Source organism: Stutzerimonas tarimensis (genome assembly GCF_042648805.1).
GTDB classification, from domain to species: domain Bacteria; phylum Pseudomonadota; class Gammaproteobacteria; order Pseudomonadales; family Pseudomonadaceae; genus Azomonas; species Azomonas tarimensis.
In genome coordinates, this window is the sequence record NZ_JBHRXZ010000016.1 from 134,938 (window position 1) to 155,807 (window position 20,870).

Genomic DNA, 20,870 nt, shown 5'->3' on the forward strand with positions numbered 1-20,870 from the left:
TTCATGCGTAAGAAAGCCGCCCAGGCACCTCAGGTCATGTCTACATCCCGCATTCGTGAGGGCCTCCCTTTTCCACTCGGGGCGACCTGGGACGGCCTGGGTGTCAATTTCGCCATTTTTTCTGCCCATGCCACCAAGGTGGAGCTCTGTCTCTTCGACTCCTCCGGCGAAACCGAGCTGGAGCGCATCGAACTACCCGAATACACCGACGAGATCTGGCATGGTTATTTACCGGATGCCCATCCGGGCCAGATATACGGTTACCGCGTATACGGTCCGTACGAGCCGGAAGCCGGTCATCGATTCAACCCAAACAAGCTGCTGATCGACCCCTACGCCAAGCAGCTGGTTGGAGAGCTCAAATGGTCGGAGGCGCTGTTCGGCTACACCATCGGCCACCCCGACGGCGACCTTTCCTTCGACGAACGCGACAGCGCGCCCTTCGTGCCCAAATGCAAGGTGATCGATCCGGCCTTCACCTGGGGCCGCGACCACCCCGTGCAAGTGCCCTGGGATCGCACCATCGTCTATGAGACCCATGTGCGCGGTTTCACCATGCGCCACCCAGCGGTGCCCGAAGAGAACCGCGGCACCTTCGCCGGGTTGAAGACCCCGGAAGTCATCGACCACATCCGCAAGCTGGGTGTTTCGTCGATCGAGTTGCTGCCCATCCATGCCTTCGTGCAGGATCAGCACTTGCTGGAAAAAGGCATGAGCAACTACTGGGGCTACAACAGCATCGCCTTCTTCGCGCCGCATCCTGGCTACCTGGCCAACGGCAAGATTACCGAATTCAAGGAGATGGTGGCTCACCTGCACAATGCGGGCCTCGAGGTGATCCTCGACGTGGTCTACAACCACACCGCCGAGGGCAATGAGCTCGGCCCGACGCTCTCCATGCGCGGGATCGACAACGCGGCCTACTATCGGCTGATGCCGGACAAGCGCTACTACATCAATGATTCGGGCACCGGCAATACCCTGGATCTAAGCCACCCCTGCGTGCTGCAGATGGTGACCGACTCGCTGCGCTACTGGGTCACCGAGATGCACGTCGACGGCTTCCGCTTCGACCTGGCTACCATTCTCGGCCGCGAGCACTACGGCTTCGACGAACGCCACGGCTTTCTCGTAGCTTGCCGCCAGGATCCAGTGCTGGCCAGTACCAAGCTGATCGCCGAACCCTGGGACATCGGCCCCGGCGGCTATCAGGTCGGTCGTTTCCCGCCTGGCTGGGCGGAATGGAACGATCAGTACCGTGACACCGTCCGCGCCTTCTGGAAAGGTGACGAAGGTCAGTTGGCCGATTTCGCCGCACGCTTCACCGGTTCTGGCGACCTGTTCAATCAGCGCGGCCGCAAGCCGTTCAGCTCGGTGAATTTCATCACGGCCCACGACGGCTTCACACTCAACGATCTGGTGTCGTACAACCACAAGCACAACGAGGCCAACGACGAGGACAACCGCGACGGCAGCGACAACAACCTGTCGTGGAACCACGGTCATGAAGGGCCGACCACCAACCCTCAGATCTGCGATCTGCGCATGCGGCAGATGCGCAACTTCTTCGCCACGCTTCTGCTCTCCCAGGGCACGCCGATGATCGTCGCAGGTGATGAGTTCGCCCGGACCCAGCACGGCAACAACAACGCCTACTGCCAGGACAGCGAAATTGGCTGGGTCGACTGGGAATTCGGCGAGGACGGCGAGGCGCTGTTAGCCTTTGTTCGCAAGCTGATCCGCTTGCGCCAGCGCTTTCCGATGCTACGACGCAACCGCTTTCTGGTCGGCGCCTATAACGAGGAGCTTGGCGTCAAGGACATCACCTGGCTGGCCCCCAATGGCGAGGAGATGTCCATCGAGCAATGGCACGACAGCCAGAACCGCTGCATGGGCATGGTTTTCGACGGCCGCGCGCAGCCTACCGGCATCCGCCGCGTCGGCTCTGACGCGACCTTGCTGATCGTGGTCAACGCCCATCATGACGAGGTCAAGTTCCTGTTGCCACAAGTACCCCAGGGGATGCACTGGAACCGCCTCATCGACACCCACAAGCCTACTTCACGGCCCGAGCGCTTCGAGTACAACAGCGAGTACGACGTGCATGGCCGCTCTCTTCAGCTCTTTGAGCTGATCAAGGACGAGGAATGACTCGATGCGACATGTCTGGATGATCGCCGGGTTGGCGCTGGCCGTCGGCATGACCGACGTTGCCCAGCGCGCCCAGGCGTCTTCCGCCCAAAAGGATCGCGGGCGGACGGTAACCCAGGCCAAGGATGGTGTCAGGCTGGAAATTCGACACAGTGGCGATGCCCAGACCATGGATGTGTACAACGACCTCGACATGCCGGTCAGCGTGGTGATCAGCGTCACCAACGCGGTGAATATGACCGGCGTACGCAGCGGGCCGATTCATCGCAGCATCCCGCCGCGCAGCAAGGTGCGCATGGCGACCCTGCGCAAGCGCGACACGAACTTTCCCATGATCTATCGCCACAGCTTCAACTACGCGATCGATTACTCCCCCAATCCCGGTGAAGCCGGTCCCGTGGTTGGCCCTGCCTATGAATTGCCCTGGCAGGGCGGCCCCTTCCGCATTTCCCAGGGCGCCGGGGGCGACTTCAGCCACAACAGCCCCAAGGGACGCTTCGCCGTCGACGTGGCGATGCCGGTAGGGACGCCTATCATCGCCGCCCGCGGGGGAAAGGTACTGGCGGTCAATAACAACCAGGCCGGCCGGTTGCCCAACGCCGGCGGCAACTTCGTACGGATCCTCCATGAAGACGGCACCCACGGCGCATACCTGCACCTGCAACGCGGCTCTGTAGCGGTCAAGCCGGGCGACCGGGTCGAAGCCGGCGAACTACTGGGCAAATCGGGCAACACCGGTCGCAGCACCGGGCCACATCTGCATTTCGTGGTGCAGAAGGAAATCGAAGGCAGCCTGGTGTCCATTCCCTTCCGCTTCCGCCATGCCGTCGGCGGACTGCCCAATTTCGCCCGGATGCCCTGAGCGACGGGCGCGAAGTCACCGAGTCCGTGTTTCTGCAATCCCTGACGCCGACGCGACAGGGATGACTTGCCCTGCCCTTTTGCACCGCGCTCAGGTTGTTGGTGATCGCCGCTCGCCGGAGTGGCTGAACCGCATCGGCGTCCACCAGTCGGATAAGTAACGGCGGCATCGCCAAGAAGTCGAACAGGGGCGTCGTGCCTGCGCACCCAGGGCCTGGCCCGAAACGCCGCCTTCGCAATCGGAGAGTCCATGTACCCAGTCGTATCGAAGGAGATCTGCGAGAAGGCGCGAACGGCCTGTGCCAATGGCGGGCGGGCGCAAGCGCTGTCCCGCGGCGACTGAGCCGGCACGATGGGGGCGATCCGTATCGGTATCTCCGGCTGGCGCTATGCGCCCTGGCGAGGCGACTTCTATCCAGAAGGTCTGGTGCAGAAGCATGAGCTACACTTCGCGTCGCGGGCTGTGAACAGTATCGAAATCAACGGCTCGTTCTACTCTCTGCAAAGACCGCAAAGCTATGCCAGCTGGCGCGCGCAGACCCCGGACGGCTTTGTCTTCAGCGTCAAGGCTCCGCGCTTCATCACCCACATCAAGCGTCTCAGGGACATCCAGGCCCCCCTGGCGAATTTCCTTGCTTCGGGCCTGTTCTGCCTCGAGGAAAAACTCGGCCCGTTGCTCTGGCAATTCCCGCCGACCTTCGCGTTCGACCCGGCTCTGTTCGACGACTTCCTCGCCCAGCTGCCAATGGATACCGAGGCAGCCCTGGCTCTTGCCAGGGGCTGCGAGCCGCGCATGGAAGGCCGCAGCCATCTGCACATCGACCGCAAACGCCCGCTTCGCCATGCGGTCGAAATCCGTAACCAGAGCTTTGTCGACCCGCTGTTCATCGAAGCGCTACGCCGCCATGGCGTCGCCCTCGTGATCGCCGACACTGCTGGGAAATGGCCGTTCTTCGAAGATCTGACGGCTGACTTTCTCTACCTGCGGCTGCACGGCGCGGAGAAGCTGTACGAAAGCGGCTATACCAACGAGGCGCTTGACCGCTGGGCCGAGCGCATCCGCCTGTGGGGCCAAGGCTCTCAGCCCGGCGACGCCCGGCTGATCGACCCCAGCCCACCGAGGAGGACCAAGCGAGACGTGTACTGCTATTTCGACAATGACGTAAAGGTCCGAGCCCCTTATGACGCCCGTGCGCTACTGCGGCGGCTCGATCTTGAAGAAGGCTTGCAAACCACCCCAGGTCGTATGGAGGGAGCTCGCTCGTGACTTTGATGAGAGACAGACCACTGGACAGTTCGCAGCTGGACGCTCACATGGCCACCCCACTGGATACTGTCCGCGTGTTGACAGTCAACACCCACAAGGGCTTCACCGCGCTCAACCGCCGGTTCATCCTGCCTGAGCTGCGTGAGGCGGTGCGCTCGGTCGGTGCCGATGTGGTATTCCTGCAGGAAGTGCTCGGCACCCATGAGAAGCATGCCCTGCGCTTTGCCGACTGGCCGAACGTTTCCCAGTACGAATTTCTGGCCGACAGCATCTGGACCGATTTCGCCTACGGACGCAACGCCGTGTACCCCGACGGCGACCACGGCAACGCCCTGCTGTCGAAATTTCCGATTTCGCAGTACGAGAACCTCGACGTGTCCATCTCCGGCCCGGAACGCCGGGGGTTGCTGCACAGCGTCCTGCAGGTTCCAGGGCACGACAACCTGCACGCCATCTGCGTGCACCTCGGGCTTCGGGAAAATCACCGCCAGCAACAGCTTCGGCTGCTGTGCGACCTCATCGATTCGCTACCGCCGGACGCGCCGGTCATCGTGGCCGGGGATTTCAATGACTGGCGACTCAAGGCCCGGAATGTGCTGGAAAGCTGCGCCGGTCTTTACGAGGTATTCGACCGTACCCATGGCGAACTGGCCAAGACCTTCCCGGCACGCTGGCCGCTGCTACGCCTCGATCGCATCTATGTACGGAACGTGGAAGCGCGAAACCCAGTCATTCTTGGTAACAAACCCTGGTCGCATCTGTCGGATCATTTGCCCTTGGCAGTGGAGTTGAAGCTATGAATCGCACCTGGCGTGACGGTAATCGTCTCCAGTTGCTCGAGAATGGCGAGGAATTCTTTCCCGCCGTGAACGAGGCCATTGCCCAAGCCAGGACCGAGGTGCTGCTGGAGACCTTCATCCTGTTCGAAGACCAGGTGGGCAACGCGGTCCAGCAGTCGCTGATCGCCGCCGCCAAGCGTGGTGTGCGCGTCGACATCACGGTAGACGGGTATGGCTCGGCGGACCTGACGCCGGAATTCACCCGCGCCATGACCGAAGTGGGTATACGAATCCACATCTTCGATCCGCGCAAGCGCCTGCTGGGCAAGCGAATCAACCTGTTTCGTCGGTTGCACCGCAAGATCGTGGTTATCGATGGCGAGGTTGCCTTTCTCGGAGGCATCAACCATTCCGCCGACCATCTGGGTGACTTCGGCCCGGAAGCCAAGCAGGATTACGCGATCCGCATCGAGGGGCCGGTGGTCCACGATATCCACCGTTTCGCCCTCAAGACCATCGCCCCGCCCGAGCCCGGCCGCCGATGGTGGCAGCGGCGGATTCGCGGCACCGTCAACGGTCAGGCCGGCCCGGCCAAGGGCGAAGCGCGAGCCATGTTCGTGACCCGCGACAACGATGACCATCACACCGACATCGAGCAGCAGTACCTCGAGGCGATTCGCAGCGCACGGTCGCGCCTGGTGATCGCCAACGCCTATTTCTTCCCCGGTTATCGGGTGCTGCGAGAGATCCGCAATGCTGCCCGGCGCGGCGTCCGGGTGCGGCTGATCCTGCAGGGCCAGCCGGACATGCCCATCGCCAAATTCGGCGCGCGCATGCTCTACAACTACCTGTTGAGAGACGGCGTCGAAATCCACGAGTACTGCCGCCGCCCGCTGCACGCCAAGGTGGCATTGGCCGATTACGAGTGGTGCACCGTGGGTTCCAGTAATCTCGACCCGCTGAGCCTGTCGCTGAACCTGGAATCCAACCTGATCATCCTCGACCGCAATTTCAACGAAACGCTGCATGAGAATCTCGAAGCGCTGCTGCAGCGTGACTGCCGCTCGATCACCATCGAGCGCATCATTCGCGGGTTCTGGTGGCGAGCGCCCCTGGCATTCATCATCTTCCACTTCCTGCGCCACTTCCCGCGGCTGGCGGGGATGATCCCGTCCCGTCCGCCCCGAGTCACCCACCTCTCCTCCGACAAGGCCAGCGAGCTGGAGAATCAAGTGCCTGGCATCCAGAGAGAGCCCCATGACGCAGTCCGATAAACTCGGCCGGATCCGTAGCGCCTGGCCCAAGATCAAGAAAATCCTGTCGTACATCTTCATCTTCGCCGTGGTCGGCTTGCTGGTCGGCCTGGCGACTACGCTCGACTGGCGTGAGGTGGGCAGTGCCCTGCGCAATTACGAGGCGAGCACGCTGCTGCTGGCCGGCGGGGTCACTGCGGCGAGTTACCTCCTGTATGCCTTCTTCGACGTGCTGGGCAAGCACTACGTGCGTCATGACTTGCCGGTGCGCCAGGTACTGCCGGTCACCTTCGTCTGCTACGCCTTCACCATGAACCTCAGCGCCTGGATTGGTGGCATCGCCTTGCGCTATCGCCTCTATGGCCGCCTTGGGTTGCGTCCCGCCCAGATTACCCGAGTGTTCACGCTCAGCATCCTGACCAACTGGCTGGGCTACACCTTTCTGGCCGGCCTCGCCTTCTCTCTGGGCTGGGTTCGCCCGCCGGCAGAATGGGACCTGGGCGCCACCGCCCTACGTCTGCTGGGCTTGGGTTTGATTGTGGTCACCCTGATCTACCTGGGCGCCTGCGCTTTCTCCAAGCGTCGCGCCTGGAAAGTCCGAGGACATGAAATCCATCTGCCCTCGATCAAGCTGGCGTTGATGCAGATCATCATGGGGGCGGCCAACTGGTCATTGATGGCACTCATCGTCTACCTGATGCTGCTGCAGCGGGTCGATTATCTGCAGGTTCTGGGCATCCTGATGATCAGCAGCATCGCAGGCGTGGTCGCTCACATTCCTGCCGGACTCGGGGTGATCGAAGCGGTGTTCGTAGCCTTGCTAGCCGGACAGATGAACAACAGCAGCATTGTCGCCGGCCTCATCGGTTATCGGGTGATCTACTATCTGGTACCTCTCGCCTTCGCCGCGCTCACCTACTTCACGCTGGAAGCCCGGGCGAAAAAGCTGCGCCAGGGCAACGGCGCGACCGATGCGCAGGGGTCAGGAGCAGCAGACACGCCAGCGCAGGCCAAGCATCCGGGATGAAGACCTCGATGAAAGCTAAAGTAGTTTCTAGTTAAAGCTGCAATACTTTTTTAAATCATGTAGTTACGGAAATATCCTAGAAACTTTCGCAAGCTCCATCGTGCTCCAGCAAGTGGCTCATCGCTGTCTTGAGCTTCATTGGGCGAACAGGCTTGTGCATCAGGGTATGCCCCAGTCCCCGCAGTTGCTGCTTGAGTTCATTGCTGTAGTTGGCGGTGATCATCAGGGCCGGCAGCGGAGTGGCGCGTCGCGCATTGACCGCCGACACCACATCGACGCCGTTGCACTCATTGTCCAGATGATAGTCGACCACCAGCAGGTCGGCCTCGGCATGGAAGTTATCCACCTGACGTGCCAGGTCTTCCTCGCTGAGGGCAGTCACTACACTGCAGCCCCAGCCTTCGAGCAAGGTGCGCATGCCGGCGCAGATGGCCGCATCGTTATCCACCACCCAGACCCGCGAACCTTTTAGTCGCTCGGTCAAGGGAGGTGCTTCCTGAGCAGGGCGCGGCAGGGGCATGCGCCGGGTCAAGGGCACCTCCATGGCGAACATTGACCCCTTGCCCGGGACCGAGGCGACACGCACCCGATGCCCCAGCATCCGGGCGATCTTGTCGACGATGGCCAGCCCCAGCCCGAGCCCGCGATCCTGGTGCGGCCGCTGCTGGTCGCCTCGCTTGAATTCCTGGAACACCTCCTGCAGCTTGTCGCCAGGGATGCCGATCCCGGTGTCCCAGACTTCGATCGACAGGCTATGACGATGACGCCTGCAGCCCAGCAGTACCCGGCCACCAGGCGTATAGCGAATGGCATTGGTCAGCAGGTTGCGCAGGATTCTCGCCAACAGCTGGATATCGGTCCGTACCAGCGCCGAGCAAGCGACGAACTCCAGCCGCAGCCCCTCGCTGGCCGCCACCTGGCTGTACTCGGCATAGAGGTTGTCCATCAGCTCGCTGACGGCGAAAGTGGTGACCTCGGGCTTGATCACCCCCGCATCGAGCTTGGAAATGTCGACGAGAGTCCCTAGGAGGTTCTCCACGTCTTCCAGCGAGTTGCTCAGGCTACGCACAAGGCTTGCCCGGTCGGTTGTGTTCTGCTCAAGCATGGCGCTGGTGAACAGGCGCGCCGCATTCAACGGCTGCAGCAGGTCGTGACTGACGGCGGCGAGAAACTTGGTTTTCGACAGGTTGGCCAGTTCCGCTTCGCGCTTGGCCTCGCGCAGACGCGCTTCGGCCTGGCTGCGCTCATCGATTTCGCGGCGCAGTTGGTTGTTCAACGTAGTCAGTTCGGCTGTACGCTCGCGCACGCGCTGCTCAAGATTCTGGTAGGCCTGGTGCAAGGCCTCGGCGGTCCGGCGCCGCTCGGTGATATCGCGAATGAGCACAAAGATTCCCACCACCTGCCCGTCCTCGCGGCGGTTGGGCACGTAGGATCGCAGCATGCAACGGTCCTGCCCGCTCATGTTGGTTTCCGCGACCTCGAAGCTGATGCTCTCGCCATCGAGCGCGCGGTCGATGTAGGGCTGCAGACGCCGGCAGTGCTCGTCGCTGTGAGCTTCGCGCAGGCTGCGGCCGAGCATCGCACCGCGCGGCCAGTGGTACCACTCCTCGTAGACCTTGTTGGTGAACTCATACGCCAGATCGGCCGACAGGTAGGCGATCAGCGCCGGCACATGGTCGGTGATCAGGCGAATCCACTGTTCGCTGCGGCGCAGGGCTTCAGCGTGCTGGTAACGTTCGGTGATGTCGGTGAAGGTATTGACGAACCCACCGGTCGGAAGCGGATGGGTACGGATTTCCAGCACCCGGTCGTTGTACAGATGCTGCTCGATCTGCTGCAGCGGGCGGCCATCGGCATCATGGCTGGCGGGCGTCAGCAAGGGGAGCTCGCTGTCGGCCATGACATCGGCGAAACCGCTGTGGGCGGCGATCGGCGCCAGTCCGCAAAGGTCGAGGAAGCGATGGTTCCAGAGTTCCAGGGAACCTTCGGCACTGACCATGGCGACGCCTTGGGAAAGGTTGTCGATGGCCCGCTGCAAGAGGCTCGACTTCTGCGCCAGGGCCTGCTCCCGGCGGATCAGCTCGCTGTTTTTCACTTCGGTGATGTCGGTGTAGAGGATCACCAGGCCGCCACCGCGGGTCCGTCGCTCGCTGACCTGCATCCAGCGACCATCGTACAGGCGATACAGCGTCTGCTCGTCGCTGCCCCGTTGCTCCTCGACGATCAGCCCGGTGCTTTCGGCCAGCCGCTTGATGTCGCCCAGCCGGGTTCCGCTGGAGATACGTGCGGCACTGCGCGCCCAGAACGACTTGAAGCGGCTGTTGAACAGCACGATGCGCTGGTCGCTGTCGAACAGGACGAAGGCATCGGAGATGCTCTCGATGGCGTCGATCAGGTGCTGGTGCGCGGTTTCCGCGCGCAACCTCGCCTCGCTCAGCAGGCGATTGCTTGCCTTGAGTTCGGCCATCGCCTGATTCAGCGCGTCGGTGCGCTCACGCACCTGCTCGGCCAACTCCACCGAATACTGAAAGGCGGCGTAGGCATCATCGGGCGGTGCCGTCCGCGATTCGACCCGTTCGATCAATGCCCCATTGATACGCTTGAGCTTGTAGTTCTCGCGCTCGAGTTCTTCGATACGCGCGCGGAGCTCAGCGTCGGACGCTTCGGCCGGGTCGGCCGATGGCGACTCCGGTGAAGGTCTGGTTGAGATGCAGGCCATTGCACTGCTCCCCGTAGGTGTTGAAACCGATCACCCGGTGGTCCCGGAGAAAGGCGGAAATGGTGTCGGCAAAGCCCTCGGTGTCTCCCTCCAGGCGGCGCAGGAAGCAATCGCAGCCGATGGTCAACAGGGGTTCGCCCAGCCGGTCGTTGAGTCCTTCGAATAGGGCTTCCAGATTTGGCAACAGAGGTCCTGGGCGCATGGCGGTCAGCACGATGCCGGTTTCCACAGCGCAGTAGAACGTGAGGCTCAGGTCGTCGTTGACCTTCTGGATGGAGCGCACGTAATAGCGGTCGTTGATCCGCACCGCCAGGGGATGGGACGCGAACAGCGCATGATCGAGCGCCTCTACCGGCACGCCGACCAGATCGGCGTAGGCCTTGGCAGCAGGTTCGGCGTTGAGTTCGTAGACCCGGCGCTCGTTACTGTCGGCCTGGGTGACGACAAGCTTGTCCTCCCGCGGCTCGATGTGATGGGTGGAAAACACTTCGAAATCGAGCCAGGTGTTGATCAGCACCACTACGGCAGCGTCGCTGTGAAAACGCCCCCCATGATAGACGTAGGTGTGAGTCAGGTAGTTGTCGTCGCCGGCCGAGCCACCGAAGTGAGGGATCCGCCCAAAGGCAGCGCCCAGTGCAGCGAGAACCACCTCTTCACGGCTGGAGAGGCCATCGAATAGGGTCAGGGCGAAGCTGTGATCCTTGATGGGTGCCAGCGAACTGCTTCGGCAATCGTTGATCAGGCCCTCCACCAGCTGTTGCGCATCGATCAGGCTGAAGCGCTCCATGTCCTCGATCAGCACACTGGCCACTGAGAAGTGTTGGTGATCGAAGCCGATGGCGCTGACGCAGTTACGGCCGTAGCCCTGCGGCGTAATCTCGCCGGCGGTGGTGCATCCCACCAGCGTCACGCCGCCAAAGTACTGTTCGAGCGCATAACCCAGCGCTTCGAGGTCGTACTCGGCCGAACAGAAAAACAGTACGAAGCCCAGATGGGGATGAATCAGTTGTCGCGCGAGATCCTGGGCTACCGTCTCGGCATCCCGCGAATGGGACATGGCAGTGCGAAGCACCTCGTTCTGCTGATCAAGCACCTCAACACGCTCCGCCGGAGAAACAACTCTTGTCATTCATTCTAGGGCGGCGGCGGCAAGCGGGAATGCTACTTCAGTACCGCTCGGGCGATGCCTAGGTCCTACTGGCACAGCGTGCGTGCGGCAAAAAAAACGGGCAGAGCTTAGCGCCCTGCCCGTCTTCCGACCGTAAAAACCCTTACCAGCTAAGTACGGCGCCCACAGCGAAGGTATTGGTGTCTTCGTTCAGGCCAGCACCGCTGGCCCCGCGAATCTCGTACTGGTTGTACTCGGCCACGAGCTGCAGGTTGGCGTTGATGGTACGGAAGTAGGCGATGCCGCGCGTCTCGTAGTCGGCAGCGGTGCCCAGACCATTGCCGTCGTCTTCGGTCTTGCCGTACGACAGGGCCACGCGGTTCTTGTCCCAGGTGTAGGAACCCTGAAGCATATAGCCATCGCTATCGATCTCGCGCAGCAGCGCTTCACCGGCGTTATTGGTGAAGAAGGGGTTGATGCCCTTGGCCTGGAAGCCGGAAGCGGTCAGGCGCAGACCGCCCATTTTCGCCTGAACGCCGTAGCCGAGGCCCTTGGAGGTCACGCTATCGACCTGATTGCTGGTGTTATCAGAGGTCTGGTAGCCGCCGTTGACCCAGGTGTACAGCTGAGTGCTGCCCAGATCGAACTCGTAGCTCACTTCCGCTTCGTAACGCGGCTGGTCCTGGTAGGCCTTGTTGGCCCCGGCCGAACCATCCGCCACCTGGTTGGTGTCCACCGGATCCATGATACCCACGGCCACTTTCAGGCCATCTGCCAGGTTGTTGTTACGGTAGGTGATCTGCGCGGTCGGAAACGGATAGGGATAACCAGTGCCGATGTTGCCGAAGGACACGCCGGTGCCGTCCACCAGACCCAGGGTATCGCTGACGTGGCCGACGCCGGGCAGCATCTCGTCGAGGAAGATGTTCGAACGGGAGAACAGACCGAAATCCTTACCCACCAGCACCTCACCCCAGGCGCCGCCAACGGTACCGTAGAACTGACGCACATCGATCGCGGTATCGGTACCGTTCTGCTCGCCATCGTTGATGGTGACCCAGAACGAGGCGCGACCGCCGAGCGTCATGTCGCTCATGGTCTTGCCGAAATTGAAGCCGATGTAGTTCGGCAGAAAGCCCATCTTCACCCGCGACTGACGGCGATCGAAGGTGTTGTCGTCGCGGTCGACCTTGCTGTTCACGTAGAAGGCGTTGAAGTAGCCATCGGTGGAAAAAGTCATGTCGTCCTGGTTATACAGGACAATGGCAGCCGCGGCCTGCTGGCTGATCCCCAGGGCTACCGCAACCCCAAGCAACCTGGGCAGAAATCGGGCAGTGGCGGTCTTCTTGTTGTTCATCATGCTCTCCGCTATGAAAGGACGAATCCTGGCGGAGGAATTATTGGAACTAGTGCCCAAGGGCCACAGGCTCCCATGGCTTCGGTTATCCAGTGCTTTGGAACAAGCGAAGCGGCTCGGCAGGACAGACGCAATACCACTACGCCAGCAGGATGTACTCGAAAGTCGTAGGAGCCGGGCCGCAGGGGCTCAACCGAGCGCTGGTCCGCCCGTCGCCAGCACGATCCACCCACCCAGGGCCCCGCGCAGTGATGCAAGGCTGGTCTCCAGGCAATGGGCATCGAGCTTCGCCAGGGCCTCGCGCACGAGAGCCGGATGGCGCTCGTCGAGCCCGGCAAGATGCGCTTGCCAGAGCTGCTCGGCGTAGCCGGTCCGACCCAGGGCAATGGGCTCGAGCTGCGCTGCCAAGGCCGATCCGTTGGCAGCGAGACGGGGCAGGTCCAAGCTTTGCTCGCCAAGCCAGCGACGCACGTGCGCCAGTAATGCCTCGGCATCGCAGTGCGGAGACTGGATGCCGAAGACCAGCCCCGCCTGTCCTGCGACCTGCTGGAAGCCACAGAACACGCCGTACCCCAGTTGCAATTCGCCGCGCATACGCTGGTAGAAGCCTGGCTGAAAGTACTGGCCCAGCACTCGCCACGCCGCTTCGCTGGTTGGCTCTTGATCGGGCACCTGACAAAACAGCAACAGTGCGGCGTCTTCGCCGCGACAGCTCAGTAGATGCCGCTGGAGCCCAGGGGCACCACGGCCACCTCTGGGCAAGACCGCCGGCGCACCCGCCAGTTCGGCAATCGCAGCCGCCAGGCGCCCTGCTGCCTCGGGCGTCGCCCCCAACAACAGGCCATCCCAGCGTAACGCTCCGGTCTCCGCAGCGGGCTGCAGGAAGTCGGGCAGCGCACGCATCAGACGCCGAATAGGCATTTCCTCGCGCACCTGCGGATTGCCTGGGCGTGCGATCTTGGCCAGGGCAAAACCGATCTGCTGCACCAGGCGCGGCAGCAAGGTATCCGGGCCGCTGCAGCGCAGTTCAAAACCATGGGCGCCAGGCCTGGCGTCCAGCGCTAGCCCCGCATCGACTGCGGCGGCAGCCAGTGGGCGGAGAGCCTGTTGCCAGGCCTCCTTGCAGGCATGATCGCTCCAGCGCAGGTACAGGGCGGCCCCGTCATGCGGCCAGGGCCATCTGACCAGTGCAGAAGGCAATGTCCCGCTTGAAGCGGCGCCCGCGGCATGCAGCAGCGGGTTGTGCGCCAGCCGCTCGATTATCAGCAGCTGCTGGGTCGGCGGTACCGTCCAGGGTGCAACTTCGGCAGGAAAGCCACACACCTGAGTTGTCGTACCGGAAGCATTGGGCGAGGCCAGCAGGGCAGACACCTGTTCCGGAGAAAAGCCCTTCAGCAACAGCCTGAGCAGCGCCGCGCCCGCTCCCGGCACCAGTGCTTTGCGGTCGAAGCGCTTCAGCCAGTGATCGGCCAACTGGGAGGGCGAGCAGCCATGGGGTAGGGATTCCGCCGGAAGCAGCTCCGGCATGTGGTCGCTGAGGAATCTCAACCAGTCGATCAGTGCCTGCTGCACGGCGCCCGCATGCTGTTCGCCACGCACCAATGTAAATTCAAGCCCGAGGATCGCCTGGCCTGCATAGCAGTACGGGATGTGCACCCGCAGATCCTCGACCCAACCCGCCTGGACGAGCCGATCAAGCAAGCCGTCCGGCAGGCCGCTGGCGAGTTGTCCGCGCAGAATCTCGACAGCCTCGTCAAAGCCGGCCTCGGCACTTTCGAGCCGCAAGCCAAGCCACAAGCACGTGGAATCACCCGGCAGGCGAAGCTGCCACTGCGATTTCCCCCTCACAGGGAAACCGGGCGGCAGCTCGCGTGGCCGCACGCTCCCCGGCACCAGACGACTGGCAAACCGTTCGGCCATCGCCAGCAATCGGTTCGTTGGCTGAGGACCGGCCAGGGCCAGGCAGAGATGCGGCGCACGGTAGAAATCTGTGTGAAACGCACACAGTGCCTGCTGAAACTCAGCCGACTCGACCGCCAGGGTAGCCCGGTTCCCGGCATGAAAGCCCGAGCAGGGATGCTTTGGCGCCATCATCGTCAATAGAGCGCTCTGACCGAGTTGCACGGCATCCGCCGAGCGCGCCAGGTACTCGGCTTGCAGCACCTCGCGCTCGCCCCGCTGCTCGTCCAGCGCCAGTCGGGGGTGAGCCAACATGTCCATCAGTCGGTCCGCGGCATCCTCGAAAGCGTCGATCGGCACTTCGAAAAAGTAGTGGGTCTGGCGCGCTCCGGTGCTGGCGTTGAGCTGTCCGCCGCAGGCCTGCACGAACGGCATCAGTCGCTCGTGACCGCGATAGACTTCACCACCGAGAAACAGCAGGTGCTCGAGAAAATGGGCCAGTCCCGGCCAATGGGTTGGGGCGTCGTGGCTGCCGGCGTCGACGCGCACCACCAGCGCGGCGCGGGACGCCCCGGGCGACTGGACGGCAAGCAGGGTGCAGCCATTGGCATGCTGGTGAACGAGCGGCTGGGACATGGTCGTCTCTCGCGGACCGAACACCCAGCATCAACGCTAGCCGCGTCATGATCAAGTCCAGACGCGGTCCAGGCTTACCAGTCCGGCATTGACGGTAATGGCTCGCCCAGCCGGGCGGCCACGTAACGGTCGATGAGATAGCGGGCGATGGACCGCCGGCCGGGCAGTGCCGGCAAGCGATCAATGGCGAACCAGCGGGCGTCTTCGATCTCCTCCGGCTGCGGCACGATTTCACCGCCGACATATTCGGCGTGAAAACCAAGCATCAGCGCATGGGGAAACGGCCAGTTCTGGCTTCCCATGTAGCGCAGTTCGGAGACCTGCACCCCCACTTCCTCGAAGACCTCGCGTACGACGCACTGCTCTACCGTTTCGCCGGGCTCGACGAAACCTGCGAGGGTGCTGTACATGCCCGGCGCATGACGCGACGAACGAGCCAGCAGCACCTCGTCGGCACGGGTCACCAGCGTGATCATGCAGGGCGAAAGACGTGGGTAATGCTGAAGATCACAGCGCTCGCAGCGCATGGCCCGTTCCCCCGGCGCCGCAGCCATGGGGCCCCCACAGGAGCCACAGAAGCGGTGCTGGCCGAGCCAGGTGCCTATCTGGGCGCCGTAACAGAGCAGGCGAAACAGATCCGGATCGATGTCATCGCGCATGAACTGTCGAAGGCCAACCCACTCACCCTCCGCCACAGCAGGCAGCTCGGCCAGTTCTGCAAGCTGAATGGGCTCACCGTCGAAATACCCGAGAACCTGACAGGACCTCAAGGGAAGTGCCCGCAACACAGTCGCAGGATGCAGCATATCGTCGCCACGCAGAAAGAACCGCTGCCGTGCAAACACCAGCACACGCCCGCCGGCAACCGGAGCATCTGGCAATGCCGGCTGCCAGCGGCTCATCAGGCAGCCGCCGGCACGCCGAGCGCCCGCACGCTTTCAGTCGCCAGATCAAGTACTTCGGAGCCCGACCCTCCCATTTCCAGCCTGTTGCCACCTTCCAGGTAGTATTCAAGGCTGGTCAGCGCATCGGCCAGGGTTTCGAGCATCTGTTGTGAAGGCACCTGGGTGGTCTCGATCATCTGTTGCTGGATATAGCCGGCGCAGGCGTTGATGAGACTCGCCATGCGCTCCTGTCCGAGGAACCACAACCCGCCGCGTACCGCCTGCAGGGTGAAAGGCACGTTGGCGAGATGCAACTTGTCGCCGTTGGACTCTATATAGGCGGTGATGGCCCGTTTCGCCAGCGCCAGGCCCGCCGCAGCCTCGTCCAGCACCACGATACGAGCCTCGTTGAGCTGGTGCTGCGCAAAGGTCATCTCCGGCGACTCCGCCCGCTCGGACGGCAGCTTCATGCGGCGGCGGTCATTGCTGGCGAGCGAAGGCACCACCCCTTCGACGTACAGCACCACATCGGCGAGCTTCTGCAGCTCAGCCAGGGCCGGCTTGCTCTGCTCGCTCCAGCTGGACACCACGCTGAGCTGGCCGTGCAAGGCATTGGCCGCCGACGGCAAGCCAACCATGCCCAGGGTCTTGGCCAGCTTGCCAAGCAAGCTGTGCAGATTGTACAGGGCCTTTTCCTCCGCAGCGCCGCGCTCGATGAGGTCGAGCAGATCCTTGATTCCTGCCAGCTCCTCCTGGATCGCAGTCGACAACGACCTCATGACTGCCTGCCCAGGCCCGGCGAGCCGCTGGGACTCCTCCTCGAGCAGGTGATCGGTAAAGGGCAGCGAACTCAGCGAGAAAGTATCGCGTACCTCACTGGCCAAGGGCCCGCGGCTGTCAGCCAGCGCGATGAAGTAGAGAAGCTCCTTGAGCATGGCCCGGGGTGCCTGATACTCAGCGCTGGTGAACATCAACCTGAGTTCACGATCGAGCCGTGCATACAGCTGCTTGCGTGACGGCCGGAGCAGGAGCTGGCCGTCAGCATGGGCCTCCAGAGCCGCTGCGCCAATCCAGCAGAGGCGCCCGCCGGCAGTGTTGGCGTAGAGCGCATCGAGCCGTGACAGTGCCCGGCTCATGAACTTCAGGCTTGCCGGCACCCGTTGCCCGCGAAGCAGGCCCAGCAGACCAGCCTGGTACATGTGGCGCAGCCGCCGACTTTCCGCTTCGAGTGACTCGACCGAAGCGGCCGCGGTCGTCGGGCGAGGCAGATCCAGACGCACACTGAAGAAGAAACTCTCCGCAAGCGGCGCCTGATCGGAGACCTTGCGCAGCCCGTTGATGCCGGAAAGCAGCAGCTCGGGAATTTCCTGCCGACTGGCATCCACGCTTTCGAGGTAATGACGGAGGATATATAGCGCGTTGTTCAACGCGCTCAATTGAGCGTCGCGGTCCTCGCCCGCCGCCACCGGGATGTCGGTCGCCAGCGTGAGCATTTCCTGCGCCAGCAACTCGGCCCCAACCAGCTCGATGAGATTGAGCGTGCCACGCACCTGATGGAAGGATTCGACCGCCTGCTGCAGCAGGCTTCCGTTGTTACGGTCGACGATGAAATGTTCGAGGCTCTGTTCGGCCTCGGCGATGGTGGCGAACAATTCGTCGCGCACCAGACTCAGCGAATTGGCTCCGGTGACCATGCCTAACGCGCCTTCCGCGCTACGTTGAATTGCTGCATCAGTCGGCGAATTCCGATTTCAGTTGGCTTTAGAGTGCGACGTTTCGTGTCCATGCAGCGCGGGCGGCCGAATAGCGGAATCGAAACGACCGCCTATGGATGTCCTCTCCAGGCATTTTCCCAGCCTGTCTTCGGCCGGTGGGCCGCTGCCGGCTGTGCAGCAAATATAACAAGCAGCGACGGAAAGTCGATCCGATAGCTGTGAAGCAGCCCACGGGATCGAAGGATATCCAAGGCGACTGGTCCTGAAACCGGCTTCGAGCGGGAAGCCAAGCGCTCACTCAAAGGATAGGCGGGGTCAGGAACTCTCTAGCTGCAGCCAGAGCGGCGTGGCCCCAGCCGACTTCTCGATGGCCGCCAGACGCGCCGCGTGGGCGGCCAGTTCTTCGTCAGTGGCACGAATGACCCTGGCGTGGACTCGCCCGGACGGCAGCCGGCGGATCGGACTTGGCAGCGTCCGCCCGGTGCCACCGGCCTCGGTGCCTTCCCCCGCCAGCGACAGGTTGGTCTGCCCACCGGTCATCGCCAGGAAGACGTCGGCAAGAATCTCCGCGTCAAGCAGAGCGCCGTGGAGGTCGCGACCGGAATTATCGACGCCATAACGCTTGCACAGCGCATCCAGACTGTTTCGCTGGCCAGGATGCCGCTCGCGCGCCATCAGCAGGGTATCGAGGATACTGCAGTGCTCGGACAGCTCACTGCGGCCACGCTGGCCGATGAGGCCGAATTCATTGTTCAGAAAGCCGATATCGAACGCCGCGTTATGGATGATCAGCTGAGCATCCTTGATGAACTCGTAAAACTCATCGGCCACGTCGGCAAACCGCGGCTTGTCCTGCAGAAATTCGTTGGTGATGCCGTGGACCGCGATGGCGCCTTCGTCCACCTCGCGGTCCGGCTGCAGATAGACATGGAAGTGTCGCCCGGTCAGGCGACGTCCCTGCAATTCGACACAACCAATCTCGATGACACGGTGGCCGTCACCGACCGGCATGCCCGTGGTTTCGGTATCCAGTACTACACTGCGCATTGCTTTGCTTACCCCATGACGGCGACCCCTTCGATCGCCAGGCTGACCTGATCAGATGGCCGGTTCACGCTTGGCCTGGACAATGCCCCGGTTGGCCAGCAGGTCGGCACGTTCATTCCCCGGGTGCCCGTTGTGCCCGCGAACCCACTCCCAGCTCACTGCATGCCGCTGGACCTGCTCGTCGAGCTGGCGCCAGAGATCGGCATTCTTCACCGGCTGGCGCGCCGCCGTCATCCAGCCGCGCTTTCGCCAGTTCTTCATCCATTCGGTGATGCCTTTCATGACGTACTGGGAATCGGTGACCAGGCGCACCTGGCACGGACGCTTCAACGCCTCCAGCGCACGGATGGCCGCGGTCAGCTCCATGCGGTTGTTGGTGGTGTCCGCCTCGCCCCCCCAGAGCTCCTTTTCCTGGCCCTTGCAGACCAGCAAGGCGCCCCAGCCGCCGGGCCCTGGATTGCCCTTGCAAGCGCCGTCGGTGTAGATCTCTACTTGCTCGCTTTCGCTCATGCTGCCCTGTTCACTTGTTCTCGGCGTCCCGTCGGCTGACCTTCGCGACCGGCATGGGGATCAGCTTGCCCATACGCTCGCGACGAGGCTTGCGCAATGGCCGCAGGCCGACCATCAGTTTGCGCGCCACCAGCACATAGAAGCCACCGGAGGGCAATTGCAGCCGCTGCCCGACGCCTTCCATCCGTGCCAGACGCTCCTGCCAGCGCGGCGAAGAAAGCGGCGGACAATAACACCCGTATCGGCGTTTCTCCATAGCGAAACCCAGCAGGTTGAGCCAGTCGCCTACCCGCGACGGACGAATGCAGGCAGCGTCCCGCAGCGTGGTCCGGGAGAACGCACTGCGCACTCCCCAGAGACTCCAGGGATTGATCCCGACGATGACCAGATGACCGCCCGGGCGGACACTGCGGGCCGCCTCGCGCAACAGCGCATGGGGAGAAAGACTGAAGTCCAGCGCATGCTGCAAGACAATGGCGTCGGCCGCATGCTCGGAGAGCGGCCAGGCCTGTTCTTCACAGTGGATATCCATCCCAGCCAGCGGGGGGCCGAGACGGACGCAGCGGCCCAGTTGCTTCGGCTCGATGGGCGAGTCGACAAAAGGCGCGTAGTGCACCAGGAAACTGCCGAAGCAGCGGCCAAGCTCCTGATCGATGACTACCCGCTCCTTGGCGAGCAATTGCTGGCCGAGCGGCGTCTGGAACCAGAGGCTTGCCTCTTGCACCAGATCCATCCAGCGTTCGTCGGATCTTTCGACGGACATGACTTTCACTCCTTGCCGCCTCGCTCGACGCTGGCGGTCCAGTAATCGTCTAAGCTGTAGCATGCATCTTTATGTTCCACTTGGCGACCCGACGACATGCTTAGAATCGAGCCCCTCCGCGCGTTCTCCGACAACTACATCTGGCTGATCCAGGACGAAGGCTCCCGCCAGTGTGCGGCAGTCGACCCCGGGGATGCCGCTCCAGTCATGGCCTGGCTGGAAGCACACCACGAATGGACCCTCAGCGATATTCTGATCACACATCATCATGCCGATCACGTGGGCGGCGTCCCCCTACTCAAGGCCGCAACCGGCGCACGGGTCGCGGGCCCGGCGGGGGAAGAGATCCCCGAGCGCGATCTGGCGCTAAGCGACGGGCAGACGCTGAGCGTACTGGGCCGCTCGTTGCAGGCCATTGAAGTGCCGGGCCACACCGCTGGTCATATCGCCTACTTCTGCGGCGAGGAACACCCCTGGCTACTCAGTGGCGACACATTGTTCGCCGCCGGTTGCGGCCGGCTGTTCGAAGGCACCGCCGCGCAGATGCATCGCTCCCTGCAGCGCCTTGCCGCCCTTCCTGCCGAAACCCTCGTCTACTGCACTCACGAATATACCCAGAGCAACCTGCGCTTTGCCCAGGCAGTGGAGCCTGGCAATCCCGAGATCGCCGCCCGCTGCCGTCAGGTCGACGAACTGCGCGCCGATGATCAGGTCACCCTGCCCTCTCATCTGGCGCTCGAATTTCGCACCAACCCCTTCCTGCGGGTGGACCAGCCAGACGTACGCGCCGCCGCGGCCGCGCAAGGCCTGCTGGCCGATCAGAGCTCCCCCGAGGCGGTTTTTGCCGCGATTCGCGCCTGGAAGGACCGCTTCCAGTAACGCGACGTGGGTTAC

At 62.8% G+C, this 20,870-nt stretch carries 16 protein-coding genes; 7 read left to right on the forward strand and 9 right to left on the reverse strand.

Translation table 11 applies throughout. The features are described from left to right. The first annotated feature begins 3 nt into the window (after positions 1 to 3). The 6 genes from glgX (at position 4) to ACFOMF_RS06010 (ending at position 7,338) form a co-directional block, all read left to right on the forward strand. Positions 4 to 2,151: a glycogen debranching protein GlgX gene (gene glgX, locus ACFOMF_RS05985; RefSeq protein ID WP_386362266.1), complete on the forward strand. Its 2,148-nt coding sequence runs from the start codon at positions 4 to 6 to the stop codon at positions 2,149 to 2,151. Positions 2,152 to 2,155: 4 nt separating this feature from the next. Continuing rightward, entirely contained in the window at positions 2,156 to 3,013 is an 858-nt protein-coding gene (locus ACFOMF_RS05990; protein ID WP_386362269.1) for a M23 family metallopeptidase, read from the forward strand. Between the two features lie 351 nt (positions 3,014 to 3,364). Continuing rightward, positions 3,365 to 4,279 carry a DUF72 domain-containing protein gene (locus ACFOMF_RS05995; protein WP_386362272.1) on the forward strand — a complete coding sequence of 305 codons (915 nt, stop codon included), beginning with the start codon at positions 3,365 to 3,367 and terminating at the stop codon, positions 4,277 to 4,279. Positions 4,280 to 4,326: 47 nt separating this feature from the next. After that, a complete protein-coding gene (locus ACFOMF_RS06000; RefSeq protein WP_386362274.1) occupies positions 4,327 to 5,079 on the forward strand; it encodes an endonuclease/exonuclease/phosphatase family protein in 753 nt (250 codons plus the stop codon). Beyond that, positions 5,076 to 6,332, forward strand: a complete 1,257-nt coding sequence (clsB, locus tag ACFOMF_RS06005; RefSeq protein ID WP_386362277.1) for a cardiolipin synthase ClsB — start codon at positions 5,076 to 5,078, stop codon at positions 6,330 to 6,332. The genes ACFOMF_RS06000 and clsB overlap by 4 nt, the downstream gene beginning before the upstream one ends. Next, entirely contained in the window at positions 6,316 to 7,338 is a 1,023-nt protein-coding gene (locus ACFOMF_RS06010; RefSeq protein ID WP_386362280.1) for a lysylphosphatidylglycerol synthase domain-containing protein, read from the forward strand. The genes clsB and ACFOMF_RS06010 overlap by 17 nt, the downstream gene beginning before the upstream one ends. 76 nt (positions 7,339 to 7,414) lie before the next feature. On the opposite strand, the gene nahK is transcribed toward ACFOMF_RS06010, so the two are convergent. The 9 genes from nahK to ACFOMF_RS06055 form a co-directional block, all read right to left on the reverse strand. After that, entirely contained in the window at positions 7,415 to 10,057 is a 2,643-nt protein-coding gene (gene nahK / locus ACFOMF_RS06015) for a hybrid sensor histidine kinase/response regulator NahK/ErcS' (protein WP_386362283.1), read from the reverse strand. Then, entirely contained in the window at positions 9,987 to 11,114 is a 1,128-nt protein-coding gene (nosP, locus tag ACFOMF_RS06020; RefSeq protein ID WP_386362731.1) for a nitric oxide-sensing protein NosP, read from the reverse strand. Before nosP ends, nahK begins: the two co-directional genes overlap by 71 nt. A gap of 214 nt (positions 11,115 to 11,328) precedes the next feature. Beyond that, positions 11,329 to 12,522 carry a porin gene (locus tag ACFOMF_RS06025; RefSeq protein ID WP_386362286.1) on the reverse strand — a complete coding sequence of 398 codons (1,194 nt, stop codon included), beginning with the start codon at positions 12,520 to 12,522 and terminating at the stop codon, positions 11,329 to 11,331. A 189-nt stretch (positions 12,523 to 12,711) separates the two neighbouring features. After that, complete coding sequence (gene pqqF, locus ACFOMF_RS06030) at positions 12,712 to 15,057, reverse strand: pyrroloquinoline quinone biosynthesis protein PqqF (protein ID WP_386362289.1); 2,346 nt, start codon at positions 15,055 to 15,057, stop codon at positions 12,712 to 12,714. 74 nt (positions 15,058 to 15,131) lie between these two features. Then, positions 15,132 to 15,962 carry an NAD(+) diphosphatase gene (gene nudC, locus ACFOMF_RS06035; protein WP_386362734.1) on the reverse strand — a complete coding sequence of 277 codons (831 nt, stop codon included), beginning with the start codon at positions 15,960 to 15,962 and terminating at the stop codon, positions 15,132 to 15,134. Further along, a complete protein-coding gene (locus ACFOMF_RS06040; RefSeq protein ID WP_386362291.1) occupies positions 15,959 to 17,635 on the reverse strand; it encodes a ferrous iron transporter B in 1,677 nt (558 codons plus the stop codon). Before ACFOMF_RS06040 ends, nudC begins: the two co-directional genes overlap by 4 nt. Before the next feature lie 336 nt (positions 17,636 to 17,971). Further along, complete coding sequence (gene dnaQ, locus ACFOMF_RS06045) at positions 17,972 to 18,703, reverse strand: DNA polymerase III subunit epsilon (RefSeq protein ID WP_386362294.1); 732 nt, start codon at positions 18,701 to 18,703, stop codon at positions 17,972 to 17,974. Between the two features lie 51 nt (positions 18,704 to 18,754). Continuing rightward, positions 18,755 to 19,213, reverse strand: a complete 459-nt coding sequence (gene rnhA / locus ACFOMF_RS06050; RefSeq protein ID WP_386362296.1) for a ribonuclease HI — start codon at positions 19,211 to 19,213, stop codon at positions 18,755 to 18,757. Between the two features lie 10 nt (positions 19,214 to 19,223). Beyond that, positions 19,224 to 19,976: a methyltransferase domain-containing protein gene (locus ACFOMF_RS06055; RefSeq protein ID WP_386362299.1), complete on the reverse strand. Its 753-nt coding sequence runs from the start codon at positions 19,974 to 19,976 to the stop codon at positions 19,224 to 19,226. A 96-nt stretch (positions 19,977 to 20,072) separates the two neighbouring features. On the opposite strand from ACFOMF_RS06055, the gene gloB reads away from it, so the two are divergent. Then, positions 20,073 to 20,855 (forward strand): hydroxyacylglutathione hydrolase, encoded by a 783-nt coding sequence (gloB, locus tag ACFOMF_RS06060; protein WP_386362302.1) that lies wholly within the window; start codon positions 20,073 to 20,075, stop codon positions 20,853 to 20,855. The last annotated feature ends 15 nt before the right edge of the window (positions 20,856 to 20,870 follow it).